Raw genomic sequence first — 16,325 nt, forward strand, 5'->3', positions numbered from 1 at the left:
GGTGGGGTTCTGTCCTGCTGTTTGTTACAATCCTTTTTGGGAAAAAGTTGGTAAAAATAATGTATCCAATACCCAAAAGGGATTTTCACTTCCATCAGGTCTATTAACCAGGGTACAGCAGATAAAACAATGGATATGCTTACCGAAAAACATGTTAGTACGTTGAGGTTCTGGATTTTTGCTTAGTTTCCGTGCCCGCTGTGTTTCCGTGGCAAAAAATGCTTAGCAATATGCTAAGGCCAGTTGATAATTCTCCTTCGTTTTGTCACGCTGAGCGGAGTCGAAGTGCCTTTACAACGTCCATGCCGTAAAAAAAGAATTAAACTTCTGTCTTAGCGAGATGCTAAGACCAGAACTAGTATTGATCTGTGCTCATCCTTTTTATCCGTGGTTCAACAAAACAAAAAAGTCGTGGCAAAAAGCCACGACCTTTAATTTATCACTTTAAGGGGATAAAGTCTTCTACCTTCCACCTCACAACCTTCCACCTTTCCTTATCCCAGTTTCTCCAGTTCTGTTTTTACAAAACTTGCCAGTTCTTTTACATATTCTGCGCTGAAATCAAATTTGATTCCTGCTGTTTCATATATTTCGTTCATTGGCTTAGTATAACCTAATGAAAGTGCCGCTAAGTATTGATTTAAAGCCTTTTCTGGATTTTCTTTATAGTTTTTCCAAACCGCAATGGCACCTAACTGGGCAATTGCATACTCAATATAGTAAAACGGAACTTCGAATAAATGCAGTTGTTTTTGCCAGCCATTTCCAAATTGTTGTTCTAAATCTTTCCAATCGGCAAAACCAGCGCCAAAACGGTTAAAAATCTGCTTAAAAGTTTCTTCACGGTCAGCCGCAGTATGGTTTGGGTTGGTGTAAATCCAGTGTTGAAACTGATCAATTACAGCAACCCACGGTAAAGTTTTCAAAACATCAGCCAACTGTTCTTTTTTAGCACGGTTTAAATCTTCTTCGTTGTCGAAATAAACATCCCAGTTATCCATAGAGATGAGCTCCATACTCATAGATGCGAGTTCAGCAACTTCAGAAGGGCAATGTTTAAAGTCGTTTAATTCTAAATCTGCGGTTAAAAAAGTATGTACCGCATGGCCGCCTTCGTGAACCATTGTGGTTAAATCGCGCAACGAATTTGCCGAATTCATGAAGATAAACGGGGCTCCTGTTTCAGCCAATGGGTAATTGTAACCACCTGGCGCTTTACCCTTTCTGCTCTCTACATCAAAAAGGTTATTGGCTTTCATGGTTGCCAATTTTGAGCCCAATTTTTCATCAATGGCATTAAAGCAGGCAATACTTTTATCAATCAGTTCTTCGCCGTTGTTAAAAGGTTTCAAAGCTGGTTTGCCACTAATGCTTACTTCTAAATCCCAAGGCCTTAATACTTCTAGTCCTAAAGCTTCCCGGCGTTTTTCGGCCTGCTCTTTTAAAATCGGTACGATTTCTTTTTCAATAGCATTGGCAAAATCATAACAGTCTTGTGGGGTATAATCGAAACGGCCCAAAGCCTGGAACATGTAATCGCGGTAATTCTCAAAACCCGCATTTAAGGCAACCTGATTACGCAGTTTAATCAGCTCATCAAACAACACGTTTAAATCATCTTTATCAATTAAGCGGCGTTGTTGAATCGTTTTCCATGCATTTTCGCGTACCTCGCGGTTTAAATCTTTGATAAAAATCGAGGCTTGCTCCAAAGTATATTCCTGACCATTTAGCTCAACACTCATGGCGCCTGTAATGCTCTGGTATTTTTGTTGTTTCACCTGTAATTCGGTAAACAGCTCAATATTTTCATCGCGGTAAAGCGCTAATGCTTTTTTTATCGCACGACTGTAAACGAAATATTTTTCTTTGTCCAGGTCATTCATAAAAGGACTTTCGACAAATTTTTTGTTCAATTCGTTGGCGAATGGAGAAATTTTCGGCTCTATTTCAGTTGCAAAATATTGAAATTTTTTAACCAATTCTTCATTTGCGGTATCGCAACTCATTTTAATATACCTCCAGGCAAAATCTTCTTCTAAAGCAGCTTCAAGCTCCGAACGGTCTTTTAACCAGTGTTCTAACCCAGCGGTGCTGGTTATTTCGCGGTTTTGCAGTTCGGTAAAAAGTGGTTCTAAATTTTCCCAGGTAATGTTTAGTTCCTGTGGAATGTATGTTCTAGGTTTCTTAGTTATCATAATGGTCAATTATTGAATTAGAGAATGATTGAAGGAGTGAATGGCTTACGGCGCAATGTTATATGCTCTCATTCAAAATTCAATCATTCGTTCATTTTTATTTATGTCTCAAATACGCATCTATTAAAAAGCATATCGCAAATACTACCGATGCATAACCATTTAAGGTTTGAAACGCCCTGTTCACTTTGCTGATATCATTTGGTTTTACCAGTAAGTGCTGATAAATCAACATCGAACAGAAAAACACAATACCTACGTAATAAACCCAGCTAAAGGAGGTAAAAAACACAGGCAAAATAACACAGGTAGCAGAGAGTATATGCAACAGCACCGAAACATTCAAAGCATTTTTAATGCCAAGTGCCGATGGGATGGAATGTAATTTCTCTTCCCGGTCAAATTCTTCGTCCTGTAATGCGTATATAATATCAAATCCACTTACCCAGAACAATACGGTTAAGGAGTAAAGCACAGGAACCAAGGCAAAATGTCCGGTTACGGCAATGTAAGCGCCGATAGGAGCAAGCGCCAGGCCTAAGCCCAATACCAAATGACAAAGCGCCGTAAATCTTTTGGTGTAGCTATAAAACAAAACTACAAACAAAGCTACTGGCGACAGATAGAAACAAAGCGGATTGATAAAGTAAGTGGTAATGGCGAAAAGTACACAATTGGCGATTACGAAAATCAGCGCTTCGTTTGCCGAAACTTTACCCGCAGGGATATCGCGCATTTTGGTGCGTGGATTTTTTGCATCAATATTTCTGTCCAGATACCGGTTAAAAGCCATAGCCGAGTTTCTGGCAAAAACCATACAAAGCAAAACTAAAATCAGTTTATACCAGGAAAATGGGTTTTCTGTTGTAGTTACGCCCAAAAAGAAACCAATCATGGCAAATGGTAGCGCAAAAACAGAGTGGGCGAATAATACGAGTGAAAAGTATTTTTTCATTTTTTTTTTAGAACTGATTAATTTCCCGCAGGGGATGATTACACAGATTATTTGATTACACAGATTTTTAATGTTAAACTGAAAATTGTGCACCGCGAACCGAAAACCATTTAAAACTTCTTATAATCCGTTGGCACAACAAAATCTTTATTCACCTCATAAATGAAATTCAGCACTTCATCTTTTCCTGTTCCTTTTTCGGCAGAGGAAATAAAGGTGGCAGGGATCTCTTCGAAAAACTCACCTAATTTTTTCTTAAAGGCAGCTACATTTTTCTGGGTGGTTGTCATGCCCTGTTTATCAGCCTTGGTAAAAATTAGCGAAAAAGGTATCTGTTTTTCACCTAACCAATAGCAAAATTCTATATCAATTCCCTGTGGCTCTAACCGGCTGTCTATCAAAACAAAAACGCATTGTAAACTTTCTCTTTTGGTTATATAGGCGCGGATAAATTTCTCCCATTTCTCTCTGCTGGTTTTAGAAACCTTGGCATAGCCATACCCCGGTAAATCGACAATGTACCAGGCTTCGTTAATCAGAAAGTGATTAATTAACTGCGTTTTTCCCGGGCGTTGAGAGGTTTTGGCTAATCCATGTTGATTAACCAACATGTTGATTAATGAAGATTTACCCACGTTAGAGCGGCCAATAAATGCATATTCGGGCATAGTTGGTGCTGGTAGTGCCGAAATCTGGGTGTTGCTGCAAACAAATGTTGCCGTTTTGATAATCATAATGCAAAGGTAGGGTTTTGAGTCCGAAGTCGGAAGTCGGAAGTCGGAAGTTCAAATTGATAATTTTTAAATATGATTTTTGACACTGCGCTGAATACTTTGCGCCAAAGACTTCGGACTCCGGACTAAAGACTCCCGACTTTTATCTATCTTTGCCCCATATCATGAATCAGAATATCACCCCATACCAAGTAGAAGATGCAACTAAAAAGGAGCAGGTTGCAACCATGTTTAATAACATTTCGGGTACTTACGATTTTTTAAACCATTTTCTTTCTCTAGGGATAGATGTATTATGGCGTAAGAAAGCCATTAAAGAACTGGTTTCCATCCACCCGAGAACTTTGCTTGATGTGGCTACAGGAACCGGCGATTTTGCCTTTGAAGCCATTAAAAAGCTTCATCCCGAAAAGGTAATTGGTGTTGATATTTCTGAAGGTATGTTAGAAGTAGCCAAGAAGAAAATTAACGAGCGTAGTTTAAATGAAGTTTTTGCCGTTCAGGTAGGCGATTCTGAAGGTCTGCATTTCGAAAATGATACTTTTGATGCGATTACCTGCGCCTATGGTGTGCGTAATTTCGAAAACCTCGAAAAAGGATTAACCGATATGTACAGGGTATTAAAGCCCAATGGGAAAATGGTGATACTGGAATTTTCGAAACCAAAGATTTTTCCGGTAAAACAATTGTATAGTTTTTATTTTAAACAGGTAACGCCTTTCTTTGGAAAACTATTTTCTAAAGACCACAGAGCTTATACCTATTTGCCAGAATCGGTAGCAGCTTTTCCTGACGGAGAAGATTTTACCAGTCTGATGGAAAAAGTTGGCTTTAAAAGTACCAAACAAAGCATTTTAACGTTTGGAATTAGTTCGATATATGTAGGAACCAAATGATCAGAAAATTAAGCCTCATTCTTTCACTTTTTATTATTTCTACAACCACCTTTGCTCAAAACTGGGGTGGTGGAATAGACGATGAAGATTGGAGTTTTGGTTTTAATTTCCAGTATATCTCAGCCGAATACAAAATTCTTAAAAAGCAAAATTGGCGATCGCCTTTTTATGAGGTGCCAAATTCCCCGGATCCTTCTTACGATCCAAACTCGGGCATTCCGGTTACCTCAACATTAAATTCTATTTCAAGCCCACCGTCGCAAGGTTTTGGGTTGGGTTTTGTAATGAATAGAATGATCTCTGATAACTTCGATATCAGGGCAACGCCGTCCCTTATTTTTAGTGATAGGATAGTAACTTACGAGTATGAACCTATGGCGCCGATCAACGTAGGCAATGGGCAAACGAAAAACTTTCAAACCGTGGTTGAAAGAAAAGTTCAGGCAACCATGTTCGAATTTCCATTAGGCCTAAAGGTGAAGTCGAACCGGATGAATAATTTTAGGGTATATTGGTTGGGCGGCGCTAAATATTCAATAGATATAGCTTCGAAAAAGAAAACTTTCGATGAAGGCGAAACACCTGTAAATAAGTTTTTAAAAAATCAAAGAAATTACCTGTCGTACGAAACAGGTATTGGTTTCGATATTTACTTTGAGTATTTTAAAATGTCGCCCGAAATAAAACTCTCCTATTCGACCAACGATTTGCTTCAGCACGACAATACGGTTTATGCCAATCCAATAGATAAGTTGAAATTACGTCAATTAACATTCAGTTTGATTTTTCAATAGTCCTGCAATCCAAAAAAACTTACCTTTGTTGGTGTAGGTAAATCAAAGATGGTATCTTAAAGAATTACCGAGACTTAAAAATCATAAAAATGTCTAAAATCGTATTAATTACAGGCGCAACTTCTGGTATTGGCGAAGCTTGTGCACATACATTTGCCCAGCAAGGTTACAATCTGGTGTTATTGGCCCGCAGAGAAGATCGGTTGGCAAAAATTGCCCATCATTTAGAAGACAAGTATGCCATTACCATCAAACAGGTTTTTGCTGATGTTCGCGATAAAGAAAGTCTTACCGCTGCTTTAGAAGTTTTGCCGGCAGAATGGAAAAAGGTTAATGTTTTGATTAACAATGCGGGCTTAAGCCAGGGTTTAGATCCGATTGATAAAGGCGATACCAACGATTGGGACACCATGATTGATACGAATGTAAAGGGTTTGCTTTATGTAACCAAAATTGTTTCCAACTGGATGATACCAAACCAGTCCGGCCATATTATTAACATTGGTTCCATTGCCGGAAAGGAAGTTTATCCAAATGGAAACGTATATTGTGCCAGCAAACATGCTGTTGATGCTTTGAGTAAAGGCATGCGCATCGATTTACTGCCCCATGGCATAAAGGTTACCGAAATTAATCCGGGCATGGTAGAAACCGAATTTTCGGTGGTGCGCTTTAAAGGTGATGAAGACCGGGCAAAAAAGGTATATGAAAACCTGGAGCCGTTAATTGCCGACGATATTGCAGATGCCATTTGGTATGTAGTAAGCAGGCCAAGACATGTTAACATTAATGACATGCTGATTATGCCTACCGCACAGGCTACAGCAACAATTATAAACAGAAGTTAACTGTTTAAATTGTTTAAACTGGTTAACTGTTGTGAACAGCAATGGCATTTAACCGATTAAGGGAGGAAGGATATGAGCTATTAACCATGGACCATCAGCCAGAACAATTAACCGATTTAAACAGTTTACCGATTAACCTTATAACCATTAACCAATTAAAAGAAATGATATCAAACACAATAGATCAGGAAATAAAAAAAGCCATGTTGGCTAAAAACAATGCACAGTTAAGAGGTTTAAGAGCAATAAAGGCAGCTTTACTTTTAGCTAAAACAGAGAAAGGATCTTCAGAAGAAATTACGGAAGAAACTGAACTTAAAATTCTTCAGAAACTGATTAAACAACGCCGCGAATCTGCTGATATTTACAAGCAACAAAATCGCGAAGATTTGTATCAGGTAGAAGAAGAAGAAATTGAAGTGATTGGTCAATTTTTGCCAAAACAGTTAGATAGGGCAGAGGTTGCTGCAATTATCGAGGGTGTAATCAAACAATCTGGTGCTACATCGGTTAAGGATATGGGGAAGGTAATGGGCATGGCAAATGCAGCGCTTGCAGGTAAAGCTGATGGTAAATTAATTGCTGAGATTGTTAAAGAAAAACTAGCTTAATTGAGGTAGAGGGTATAAAGGCGTAAGGTTAACAATCTCTGGTCGCTTATCGCTCTGCGCAATGCAAATAACGTTTTTATACCGTTTTCGATTTTATTTCAGAAAAATGGCATAGAAATGCATAAATTTAATTTTACTCTACTAACTTAGTAGCACAATACCATCTAGAATATATATGACCTACCCGATAATAGAAGAAGACGGATTTAAATACATCGAAGCTGGAACAGGCGAAACACTGGTATTGCTACATGGCCTAATGGGCGAACTAAGCAATTGGGAACTGGTTATAGAACAGTTTAAAGATCGCTATCGTGTAATTATTCCAATTTTACCAATTTACGATTTGCCTATTTTAACATTAGGCGTAAAAGCATTGTCGAGATATCTTCATCGCTTTTTAAAATATAAAAATTTAAACCAGGTAGTACTTGTTGGTAATTCGCTTGGTGGCCATGTGGGTTTGGTATTTACGGTTGCCCATCAGGAGTTTGTTAAAGCCTTGGTACTAACAGGTAGCTCTGGTTTATACGAAAATGCTTTTGGAGGATCTTTCCCGCGGAGAGAGAGCTACGATTACATTAAGGAAAAAGTAGAGTTTACTTTTTACGATCCTGCAACTGCAACCAAAGAACTCGTTGATGATGTTTTTAAAACGGTTAACGACAGATCAAGGGTTATTAGGATTTTAACCATGGCAAAATCGGCAATACGCCACAATATGTCTAAAGAACTGTCGAAAATTACCATACCAGTTTCTTTAATCTGGGGTAAAAATGATAAGGTTACGCCACCAGAAGTGGCAGAAGAATTTCATGAATTGTTGCCGAATTCGGAATTAAATTGGGTTGATAAATGTGGGCATGCGCCTATGATGGAACATCCGGAAATATTTAATGCATTTTTAGAGAAATTTTTAGATAGAATATTGTTAAAATAAATGTTTGCAGCAGAAATCATATCAGATGCAATTCCATCACTAAGGGCCGATGACACGGTGCAGAAAGCTTTAGATCGTATGAACGATTTTAAACTAAAGCATTTGCCGGTTGTTAACGAGGTAACTTTATTGGGTTTGGTTTCTGAAGATGATTTACTAAATATTGATAATCACGATACACTTTTAAGCGATAGTGCGGTAAACATACTTAATGTTTTCGTGTTGAGTAATGTACATACTTATGATGTAATCAGGTTATTGAGTCAGTTAAAATTGACAGCTGTTCCGGTTTTAGATCAACAGAAAAATTACCTGGGTTTAATTTCGATCAATAACATGGTAAATGCCGTGGCCGAACAGTATGCGGTAAATGAACCTGGAGGAATTATCGTCTTGGAGATCAGTAACCGCGATAATTCTCTGGCACATATTGCACAGATTGTTGAAGCCGATAATGCACAGGTGCTCTCTTCTTACGTGAATTCTTTCGAAAATTCTACACGTTTAGAAGTAACGCTCAAAGTAAATAAAACAGAAATTACTTCATTGGTAGCTTCTTTCGAAAGATATGATTATCTGGTTAAAGAGGTATACAATAACACGCAGATTGATGATGGGTCGCAGGAGCGTTACGATTCTTTCATGAACTATTTAAATGTATAAACCTACTTTATGAGGATTGCAATTTACGGGAGAGATTTTAATGACACGGTTTTGCCCTACGTTCAAGAGGTTTTTAATCATTTAGCCGAGCATCATATCCAGCCGGTTTTATATTCAAAATTTAAAACATCTCTTCATGGCAAAATTAAATTGCCTGCCAATACGGTTATTTTTCACAACCATAGCGAACTAAAAGACCTTGCCGATGTATTGTTGAGCTTAGGAGGCGATGGCACCTTACTGGATACCTTATCGTTAATCCGCAATTCGGGCATACCCGTAATAGGGATCAATTTTGGCCGGTTGGGTTTTCTGGCCAGCATCAATAAAAATGAAATCGGATCGGCGCTAAAAGCCTTAATTAACGGAGAATATACCCTAGATTCCCGTTCTCTTTTAACTTTAGAATCGGATAATGGCCTGTTTGGAGAAGAGAATTTTGCACTGAATGATATTACCATTCACCGCCGCGATAATTCTGCCATGATGATTATCCATGCCTCAATGAACAATGAGTTTATTAATTCTTATTGGGCCGATGGATTGATTATTGCAACCCCAACAGGATCAACAGCCTACTCATTAAGCTGCGGCGGTCCGATTATTTATCCCGATTCTGAAAACTTTGTAATTACACCCATTGCACCGCATAACTTAAATGTAAGGCCGGTGGTTGTACCAGATGATAATAAACTCTCTTTTGAGGTAGAAGCACGCGAATCGAAATTTCTGGTTTCTTGTGATAGTCGAACGGTAACCGTAGAGCGTTCAGTAAAAATTAGCATAAAAAAGGCAGATTTTTGCGTAAATCTTATCCGCCTTAACAATGAAACCTACTTAAACACGTTAAGGAATAAATTATTATGGGGCATTGATACCCGTAACTACTAAGTATGACGCCAGCCAAACCTCTGTTAATTCTCCTCTTTTTTATCTTTAGCGGACAAATTCTTCGTGCGCAAGAAGGTACCTGGGAAGTTGGGCTAATGGGTGGAGGAGCAGGTTACATGGGCGATCTCAATCAAAATAATCCATTGCAGATTAGTGGACTCTCTGGTGGTGTCTATGTAAAACGTAACTTTAACCAATATTTAGGCGTTCGCTTAAATTATACTTACGGGCAGGTTAAGGCAGATGATGCTAATTCTAATAATGAACAGTTCCGTGAAAGAAACCTGCGTTTTAAAACAGCATTGAATGAATTTAGCGGTTTGATCGATTTTAATTTTTTTAACTTCAGTATAGGTGGCGGAACCAGACAATTCACTCCTTACCTTTTTACTGGTGTTGGTTTAGTTGTTTTTAAACCTACGGTAAAAATTGATGGTAAAAGATACCGGTTAGATCGACTCAGAACCGAAGGTCAGGAAAATGGTTATAACAATGCTGTTTTAACTATCCCATATGGATTAGGGCTAAGGTATAATTACAAAAATACCTGGAGTGTTTTTACTGAACTCGGTTACCGGACACCACTTACCGATTATATTGACGATGTAAGCGGCCGCTATCCGGTTAATCCTGTAATCGTTGGAAATGGCCAAAATCAGGTCAATTTATCCGATCCTTCACGTTACCAAATCGGACAAGCGGGTACACAAAGAGGCGATTTTAGAAAAAGGGACACTTATCTATTTGTTAGTGTTGGCATATCTTTTACCTTTGTATCCTCAAAATGCTATTCCTTTTAAGCTGATTTTGACATAATTAATGGGATTTAAAGAACAAATAGACTATAGCCGCCTGCCAAAGCACATTGCCGTAATCATGGATGGTAATGGAAGATGGGCAAAAGGCCAGGGTAAAGTGCGGGTTTTCGGACATGAACAAGGTGTACTTTCTGTAAAAGACATTGTAGAAGGTTGTGTTGAAGTAGGTATCGAGTACCTCACTTTATATGCTTTTTCTACAGAAAATTGGAACAGGCCTAAAGAAGAGGTAGATGCATTGATGCAGATTCTGATTTCTACCATTAACAAAGAAACCGAAACGCTTAATAAAAACAATATTAAGCTGAATGCCATTGGTAATATTGCATCTTTACCTCAAGAATGTATAGATGATTTAAAAGAAGCCATGGAAAAGACTGCCCATAACGAAAAATGTACTTTAACATTAGCGTTGAGCTATAGTGCAAAGTGGGAGATTTTGGAGGCCGCCAAAAAAATTGCATCGGCTGTGAAAGATAATACCATTTCTTTGGATGATATAAACGAAGACCTGTTTTCATCTAAACTAACAACCGTAAATATACCCGATCCTGAACTCATGATCAGGACCAGTGGCGAGCACCGTATCAGCAATTATCTGCTTTGGCAAATGGCTTATACCGAGTTTTATTTTACTGATGTTTTATGGCCGGATTTCAGACGAGAAGATCTTTTCGAGGCTATTGTAGACTATCAAAAACGCGAACGCCGTTTTGGTAAAATTAGCGAACAATTAAACTAATTTTTCTTTTAACACTTTTTAACAAGCGTTTAAACTAACTTAGCACCACTTTTATACGATAAATGAAACCATAATAAGGGAACAACGTAAAGAAATTTTGCTTTATAAAATATCGTTACCTTTTGGCCATTACTGAACAATTAATTTTAATGAAAAGAATATTTCAAGTTTTAATCCTACTAGTTTTAGCCGCTCCGGCCTTCGCTCAAGTACGTCCACAAGGTCAGGCACCGGTAACCCCTTCTTTAAAGGTTGGTGGCTTAGATCTCGATTATTTTAGTCCAAAAGAATATATCATTGGTGGTACCACGGTAACCGGAACCCAATATTTAGATAAAGAAGTATTAATTACCTTATCTAAACTAACTAAAGGCGATAAAATCGTGCTTCCTGGCGAGGCAACTTCTGATGCGATTAAAACGCTTTGGGCGCAGGGATTGTTTGATGATGTTAAACTTAATATCGAAAAGTTTGTTCAGGATTCGGTTTATTTTGAAATTGAAGTAGTGGAACGCCCGCGTTTAAGCTCCATCGATTTAAAAGGTATCCGTAAATCTGAAAAAACAGCTATTCAGGAAAAGCTAAATGATAAAACAGGTAAAATTGTAAACGATAACCTGTACAATACCACCTCGGCTATTGTTAAAAAATACTTATTGGATAAGGGCTTTTTCTTTACCCAGATCGATTACAAAACACGTAAAGATCCGAATGCAGAAAACAGTGTGGTATTAGAAGCAAATATCGATAAAGGTCACCGTGTTAAAGTACAGCATATCGATTTTACCGGAAACAAAGATTTTAAATCAGCAAAACTTAGAAAATACCTTAAAAACCCTAAACAATTTGCCTGGTGGCGCTTTTGGGGCTCTGGAAAATTCGCGAAAGAAAAATACGAAGAGAACAAGGTAAAAATGATTGCCAAAATGCACGAGAAAGGTTATCGTGATGCCGAATTATTAAAGGATACCATTTACCAGCACAACAAGAAAAAGGTTAACATCAGGATGGACCTTTACGAAGGAAAAAAATATTATTTCGGTAATATTACCTGGGCAGGTAATGCCATTTATCCGGATAGTATTTTGCAAAAAGTATTAACCATCGAAAAAGGTGATGTTTTTAGCGAAGAAAAATTAAATAAAAAATTAAATGGCGGTGGCGAAAACGGTGGCGACATTAACAGTATGTATACCGATAATGGATATTTAACTTTTAATATCGATCCGGTACAGACCAAAATTTATGGCGATACTGTTGATGTGGAATTACGCATGTACGAAGGACCACAGTATACCAACAACCGCATTACTTTAAAAGGTAATACCATCACAAACGATAAAGTTGTTTTACGTGAGATCCGTACCAAACCAGGACAGAAATTTAACAAAAGTGATTTAATCCGTACCATCCGCGAAATTGGTCAATTGGGTAACTTTGATGAATCTAAAACTGTACCTACACCTCGTCCTAATCCGGCAGATGGTACCGTAGATATTGAATATGCTGTAGAAGAGAAACCTTCAGATCAGATTGAGTTATCAGGTGGTTTTGGTGGTGGCCGTATCATTGGTACATTAGGTTTAACTTTCAATAACTTTTCGTTACGTAACTTATTTAATTTAAAAGCTTACAAACCATTGCCAAAAGGTGATGGGCAGAAATTAAGCTTACGTGGACAAACCAACGGTAAATATTACCAATCATATAGTTTCTCCTTCTCTCAACCTTGGTTTGGTGGCGAGAAACCGGTAAGTTTTGGTGTGAGTGCCTTTACTTCATTACAATCTAATGGATTAAGTTCAGATAATGCGCAGTTTCAAAAAATACGTTTAAATGGTGTAACGGTTAGTTTGGGTAGAAGATTAAACTGGCCAGATAACTATTTCCAGTTAAGTCATGCCGTTAGTGTACAACAATACATCTTAAACAACTATTCAGGATATTTATTCAATACGGGTACATCTTACAACATAAGCTTATCACAGGAGATTAGCCGCGATTCAAGAGATTCGCCAATCTTCCCTAAATCTGGATCATTCTTACGTTTCACCGTTCAGGCAACGCCTCCATTTTCATTGTTAAATAAAACAAACTATGCAACAGCATCAGATAGGGAGAAATATCGCTTTACTGAATATCATAAATGGAAATTCGATTCGCAATGGTACCAGCGTGTAGCCGGAAACCTGGTAATCAAAGCGCAGGCCCAATTTGGTTTCTTAGGGCAATATAGCAAAGCAGTTGGCCAATCAGCATTCGAGCGTTTTAAACTTGGTGGTGATGGTATGCAGGGATTCGATTTCTTGCAGGGATCTGAGCTGATCGCGATGCGTGGTTACGCTAACAATGCTGTTATCCCGAATGGATCCGATCCGGCTGTAGCGCAGCAATCAGGTAGCCCAATTTATACCAAATATGTATTAGAGGCACGTTATCCCGTTATTGCAAGCCAACAAGCCACAGCCTTCGTTTTGGCCTTTGCTGAGGCTGGTAACACCTGGAACAGATTTGGTGATTTTAATCCTTTTAACGTTAGAAGATCAGTGGGTGTAGGTGCAAGGATCTTCCTTCCTATATTTGGTTTGTTGGGTATCGATTATGGACATGCATTTGATACCATACCAGGGCTATCAGATGGAGGAAAGCAAAATTTTACATTTAGTATTGCACAACAATTAGGTGGATTTTAATTGATAAAGAACAAAAATTTAACTAATTATGCAATAAATCATTGCTATAGGAGTTTAAAGAAAGCTTAGGTTATTAACTATATCATTAACACACACACAAATGAAGAAGTATCTTTTTATCGCATTCCTACTTTGCACTTCTTTTGGTGCCTTTGCACAGAAGTTTGCTTATGTAGACACGGAGTATATTTTGAAACATTTACCAGAATATAAATCGGCGCTAAGTCAATTAGATGTTGCCTCTAAACAATGGCAGCAACAGGTAGATCAGAATTTTTCTGAAATAGACAGGATGTACAAAGCTTATCAGTCCGATCAGGTTTTGTTAACCGATGATATGCGCAAGCGCCGTGAAAACGAGATTATAGAAAAAGAAAAACAGGCTAAAGAATTTCAACGTTCTAAGTTTGGGCCAGATGGGGATCTTTTTCAAAGCAGGGTAAAATTAATTAAACCCATTCAAGATAAAGTAGCCGAGGCGATTAAACAGATTGCAAAATCTAAATATTTAGACTTCATTTTCGACAAGAGCAGTGAAGCAACAATGATGATTTATGCAAGTAGCAGTTACGATGTTAGTAATGACGTAATTGTAAAATTAGGTTATAAACCAGGGACTGTAAATAATTAGTATATTCGGCCCTGATTTTTGAAGAAAAACAATTAGAAAAAAATAAAAAAAGTAAAATAGAACGATGAGAAAGTTAATTAACGTATTCTTTGTAGCAGCAGGTTTATTGTTTACAGCGAATATGGCAAGTGCACAACAAAAATTGGGTCACATTAATTCTGAAGAGGTATTTGCAAATTTACCAGAGGCTAAAGCAGCTCAAACAACTTTAGAGACCTTAGGTAAACAAAAACAAGCTGATATTGATGCAATGATCAAAGAATATCAAAGTAAAATGGCTGCAGCAGAAGCTAAGCAAAAAACTTTGAGTGAGGCTAACAAAGAAACAGTGGGTAAAGAATTACAAGCTGCGGGTCAAGAATTACAGGATTTAGAAAAACGCATTACTGATGCGCGTACTAAAGCTTCGCAAGATATAGGTACTAAACAAGGTGAATTATTCCAACCTATTCAGGCTAAAGTTGCAACTGCAATTTCTGCTGTAGCTAAAGAAAAAGGTTTAGCTTACGTTTTCGATATCGCAAACGGACAAGGTGGTAACAATTTAGTTTTCTGGGATGGTGGTGATGATATTACTGCTTCAGTAAAAACTAAACTAGGAATCACTGCAACTGCTGCAAAACCAGCGGCACCTAAAAAGTAGTTCTGAGTCGGAAGTTCGGAGTTCAAAATCTCCTTACCAATTCAAAATATAAGGCGGAATTAAGTTTAACTTAGTTCCGCTTTTTTTGTTTTAAGATTTTCGTCATGCTGAATTTATTTCAGCATCTTTGATGTCTAACTTCAGCGCAGCAGATCCTGAAACAAGTTCAGGAAGACGACCGTTTTAAAGATTTAACTTTTCAATATTTATCTATAACTTCCAACACAATGCAGGCTTCGCCAATAGGTATTTTCGATTCAGGTTACGGTGGTTTAACAGTTTTCCGGTCTATTGCCGATAAATTGCCCGATTACAATTATATCTATTTGGGCGATAATGCCCGCTCGCCCTATGGCGACCATTCTTTCGAGACCATTTATAAATATACTTTAGAATGCGTAGAATGGCTTTTTGCTAAAGGATGCCATTTGGTTATCCTGGCCTGCAATACAGCATCTGCAAAAGCGCTTAGAACGATCCAACAGAAGGATTTGCCAAGCAAGTATCCTGGTAGAAGAGTGCTTGGCGTAATCAGGCCCACAGCTGAGGTAATTGATGGTTATACGAATACTAAATCGGTAGGCGTGATGGGGACCAGAGGTACAGTTAATTCTCAATCTTATCCTTTAGAGATCAATAAATTTTTTCCTGAGATTAAAGTTTACCAGCAAAGTTGTCCGATGTGGGTTCCACTGATCGAAAATAATGAACACTTACAATCAGGTGCAGACTTTTTTATAAATGAATATTGCGATCAATTACTTAACCAATCGGCAGCTATCGATTGCGTGCTATTGGCTTGTACACACTATCCTTTATTAATGCCTAAACTGAAGAAGGTATTCCCCGACCATATAAGCGTTTTAACGCAAGGCGAGATTGTATCCAGTAGTTTAGCTGATTATTTAAAGAGGCACCCTGAGATGGAAGAAAAACTAGCTAAACATGGCGAAAGGCATTTCTATACCAGCGGCGATCCAATTGCTTTTGATGAACACGCCTCTATTTTTTTCGGAGAGCCGTTGAAATCGGATAGAATGATTGTTTAACTGTAAACTGAACTCTGGTAATTGTTTGAATTGGTTAACTGGAAATTGCGCATTGAAAATTGTTAATTCCTGAGCTGCGTCCTGCTGAACTTGTTCAGCATCTATTCTGTTGATAAAAATCTTTAAATTGATTTGGTGCCAGCACAACCGGAAAGCTGCAGTAGAACTTTCTCCTTTGCGTCGGTAACTATAAAAGTTCAACTGTTAATATATTAAAAT

16 protein-coding genes are annotated in these 16,325 nt (G+C 38.0%); 13 read left to right on the forward strand and 3 right to left on the reverse strand.

Translation table 11 applies throughout. The features are described 5' to 3' along the window. Positions 1-494 precede the first annotated feature (494 nt). The 3 genes from AW17_RS00345 to yihA form a co-directional block, all read right to left on the reverse strand. Positions 495-2,198, reverse strand: coding sequence for a M3 family oligoendopeptidase (locus AW17_RS00345; RefSeq protein ID WP_029274079.1), 1,704 nt, complete (start codon positions 2,196-2,198; stop codon positions 495-497). A gap of 97 nt (positions 2,199-2,295) precedes the next feature. Then, positions 2,296-3,153 carry a UbiA-like polyprenyltransferase gene (locus AW17_RS00350; RefSeq protein WP_029274080.1) on the reverse strand — a complete coding sequence of 286 codons (858 nt, stop codon included), beginning with the start codon at positions 3,151-3,153 and terminating at the stop codon, positions 2,296-2,298. Positions 3,154-3,263: 110 nt separating this feature from the next. Then, a complete protein-coding gene (yihA, locus tag AW17_RS00355) occupies positions 3,264-3,887 on the reverse strand; it encodes a ribosome biogenesis GTP-binding protein YihA/YsxC (protein WP_029274081.1) in 624 nt (207 codons plus the stop codon). Positions 3,888-4,051: 164 nt separating this feature from the next. Between yihA and ubiE the strand changes: the two genes are divergently transcribed. The 13 genes from ubiE to murI all read left to right on the forward strand — a co-directional run bounded on the left by ubiE (position 4,052) and on the right by murI (position 16,106). Further along, positions 4,052-4,783 (forward strand): bifunctional demethylmenaquinone methyltransferase/2-methoxy-6-polyprenyl-1,4-benzoquinol methylase UbiE, encoded by a 732-nt coding sequence (gene ubiE, locus AW17_RS00360; protein WP_029274082.1) that lies wholly within the window; start codon positions 4,052-4,054, stop codon positions 4,781-4,783. Then, positions 4,780-5,577, forward strand: coding sequence for a type IX secretion/gliding motility protein PorT/SprT (porT, locus tag AW17_RS00365; RefSeq protein WP_029274083.1), 798 nt, complete (start codon positions 4,780-4,782; stop codon positions 5,575-5,577). Before ubiE ends, porT begins: the two co-directional genes overlap by 4 nt. Before the next feature lie 89 nt (positions 5,578-5,666). Beyond that, entirely contained in the window at positions 5,667-6,425 is a 759-nt protein-coding gene (locus tag AW17_RS00370; RefSeq protein ID WP_029274085.1) for an SDR family oxidoreductase, read from the forward strand. Positions 6,426-6,589: 164 nt separating this feature from the next. Then, on the forward strand, positions 6,590-7,036 hold the full coding sequence (locus tag AW17_RS00375) for a GatB/YqeY domain-containing protein (RefSeq protein WP_029274086.1): 447 nt from the start codon (positions 6,590-6,592) through the stop codon (positions 7,034-7,036). A 175-nt stretch (positions 7,037-7,211) separates the two neighbouring features. Further along, positions 7,212-7,976: an alpha/beta fold hydrolase gene (locus tag AW17_RS00380; protein WP_029274087.1), complete on the forward strand. Its 765-nt coding sequence runs from the start codon at positions 7,212-7,214 to the stop codon at positions 7,974-7,976. After that, on the forward strand, positions 7,977-8,639 hold the full coding sequence (locus AW17_RS00385) for a CBS domain-containing protein (protein ID WP_029274088.1): 663 nt from the start codon (positions 7,977-7,979) through the stop codon (positions 8,637-8,639). It begins immediately after the preceding gene. Between the two features lie 9 nt (positions 8,640-8,648). Further along, complete coding sequence (locus tag AW17_RS00390) at positions 8,649-9,530, forward strand: NAD kinase (protein WP_029274089.1); 882 nt, start codon at positions 8,649-8,651, stop codon at positions 9,528-9,530. Between the two features lie 2 nt (positions 9,531-9,532). Next, on the forward strand, positions 9,533-10,330 hold the full coding sequence (porG, locus tag AW17_RS00395) for a type IX secretion system protein PorG (RefSeq protein ID WP_029274090.1): 798 nt from the start codon (positions 9,533-9,535) through the stop codon (positions 10,328-10,330). Between the two features lie 19 nt (positions 10,331-10,349). Continuing rightward, a complete protein-coding gene (locus AW17_RS00400; RefSeq protein ID WP_029274091.1) occupies positions 10,350-11,090 on the forward strand; it encodes an undecaprenyl pyrophosphate synthase in 741 nt (246 codons plus the stop codon). A 149-nt stretch (positions 11,091-11,239) separates the two neighbouring features. Continuing rightward, the gene (bamA, locus tag AW17_RS00405) at positions 11,240-13,783 is read left to right on the forward strand and encodes an outer membrane protein assembly factor BamA (protein WP_029274092.1); all 2,544 of its coding nucleotides are present in this window, start codon (positions 11,240-11,242) and stop codon (positions 13,781-13,783) included. A 100-nt stretch (positions 13,784-13,883) separates the two neighbouring features. Then, positions 13,884-14,414, forward strand: coding sequence for an OmpH/Skp family outer membrane protein (locus tag AW17_RS00410; RefSeq protein ID WP_029274093.1), 531 nt, complete (start codon positions 13,884-13,886; stop codon positions 14,412-14,414). Between the two features lie 64 nt (positions 14,415-14,478). Then, positions 14,479-15,057 carry an OmpH/Skp family outer membrane protein gene (locus tag AW17_RS00415; protein ID WP_029274094.1) on the forward strand — a complete coding sequence of 193 codons (579 nt, stop codon included), beginning with the start codon at positions 14,479-14,481 and terminating at the stop codon, positions 15,055-15,057. 227 nt (positions 15,058-15,284) lie between these two features. Beyond that, entirely contained in the window at positions 15,285-16,106 is an 822-nt protein-coding gene (gene murI / locus AW17_RS00420; protein ID WP_029274095.1) for a glutamate racemase, read from the forward strand. Positions 16,107-16,325 lie beyond the last annotated feature (219 nt).

Origin of the sequence: Pedobacter borealis DSM 19626 (assembly GCF_000708285.2) — a bacterium.
In the GTDB taxonomy this organism is placed as follows: Bacteria; Bacteroidota; Bacteroidia; order Sphingobacteriales; family Sphingobacteriaceae; genus Pedobacter; species Pedobacter borealis.

Coding starts and splice junctions, on each gene's coding strand:
- AW17_RS00345 (WP_029274079.1), bottom strand. CDS start 2,198: ATGATAACTAAGAAACCTAGAACATACATTCCACAGGAACTAAACATT.
- AW17_RS00350 (WP_029274080.1), bottom strand. CDS start 3,153: ATGAAAAAATACTTTTCACTCGTATTATTCGCCCACTCTGTTTTTGCG.
- yihA (WP_029274081.1), bottom strand. CDS start 3,887: ATGATTATCAAAACGGCAACATTTGTTTGCAGCAACACCCAGATTTCG.
- ubiE (WP_029274082.1), top strand. CDS start 4,052: ATGAATCAGAATATCACCCCATACCAAGTAGAAGATGCAACTAAAAAG.
- porT (WP_029274083.1), top strand. CDS start 4,780: ATGATCAGAAAATTAAGCCTCATTCTTTCACTTTTTATTATTTCTACA.
- AW17_RS00370 (WP_029274085.1), top strand. CDS start 5,667: ATGTCTAAAATCGTATTAATTACAGGCGCAACTTCTGGTATTGGCGAA.
- AW17_RS00375 (WP_029274086.1), top strand. CDS start 6,590: ATGATATCAAACACAATAGATCAGGAAATAAAAAAAGCCATGTTGGCT.
- AW17_RS00380 (WP_029274087.1), top strand. CDS start 7,212: ATGACCTACCCGATAATAGAAGAAGACGGATTTAAATACATCGAAGCT.
- AW17_RS00385 (WP_029274088.1), top strand. CDS start 7,977: ATGTTTGCAGCAGAAATCATATCAGATGCAATTCCATCACTAAGGGCC.
- AW17_RS00390 (WP_029274089.1), top strand. CDS start 8,649: ATGAGGATTGCAATTTACGGGAGAGATTTTAATGACACGGTTTTGCCC.
- porG (WP_029274090.1), top strand. CDS start 9,533: ATGACGCCAGCCAAACCTCTGTTAATTCTCCTCTTTTTTATCTTTAGC.
- AW17_RS00400 (WP_029274091.1), top strand. CDS start 10,350: ATGGGATTTAAAGAACAAATAGACTATAGCCGCCTGCCAAAGCACATT.
- bamA (WP_029274092.1), top strand. CDS start 11,240: ATGAAAAGAATATTTCAAGTTTTAATCCTACTAGTTTTAGCCGCTCCG.
- AW17_RS00410 (WP_029274093.1), top strand. CDS start 13,884: ATGAAGAAGTATCTTTTTATCGCATTCCTACTTTGCACTTCTTTTGGT.
- AW17_RS00415 (WP_029274094.1), top strand. CDS start 14,479: ATGAGAAAGTTAATTAACGTATTCTTTGTAGCAGCAGGTTTATTGTTT.
- murI (WP_029274095.1), top strand. CDS start 15,285: ATGCAGGCTTCGCCAATAGGTATTTTCGATTCAGGTTACGGTGGTTTA.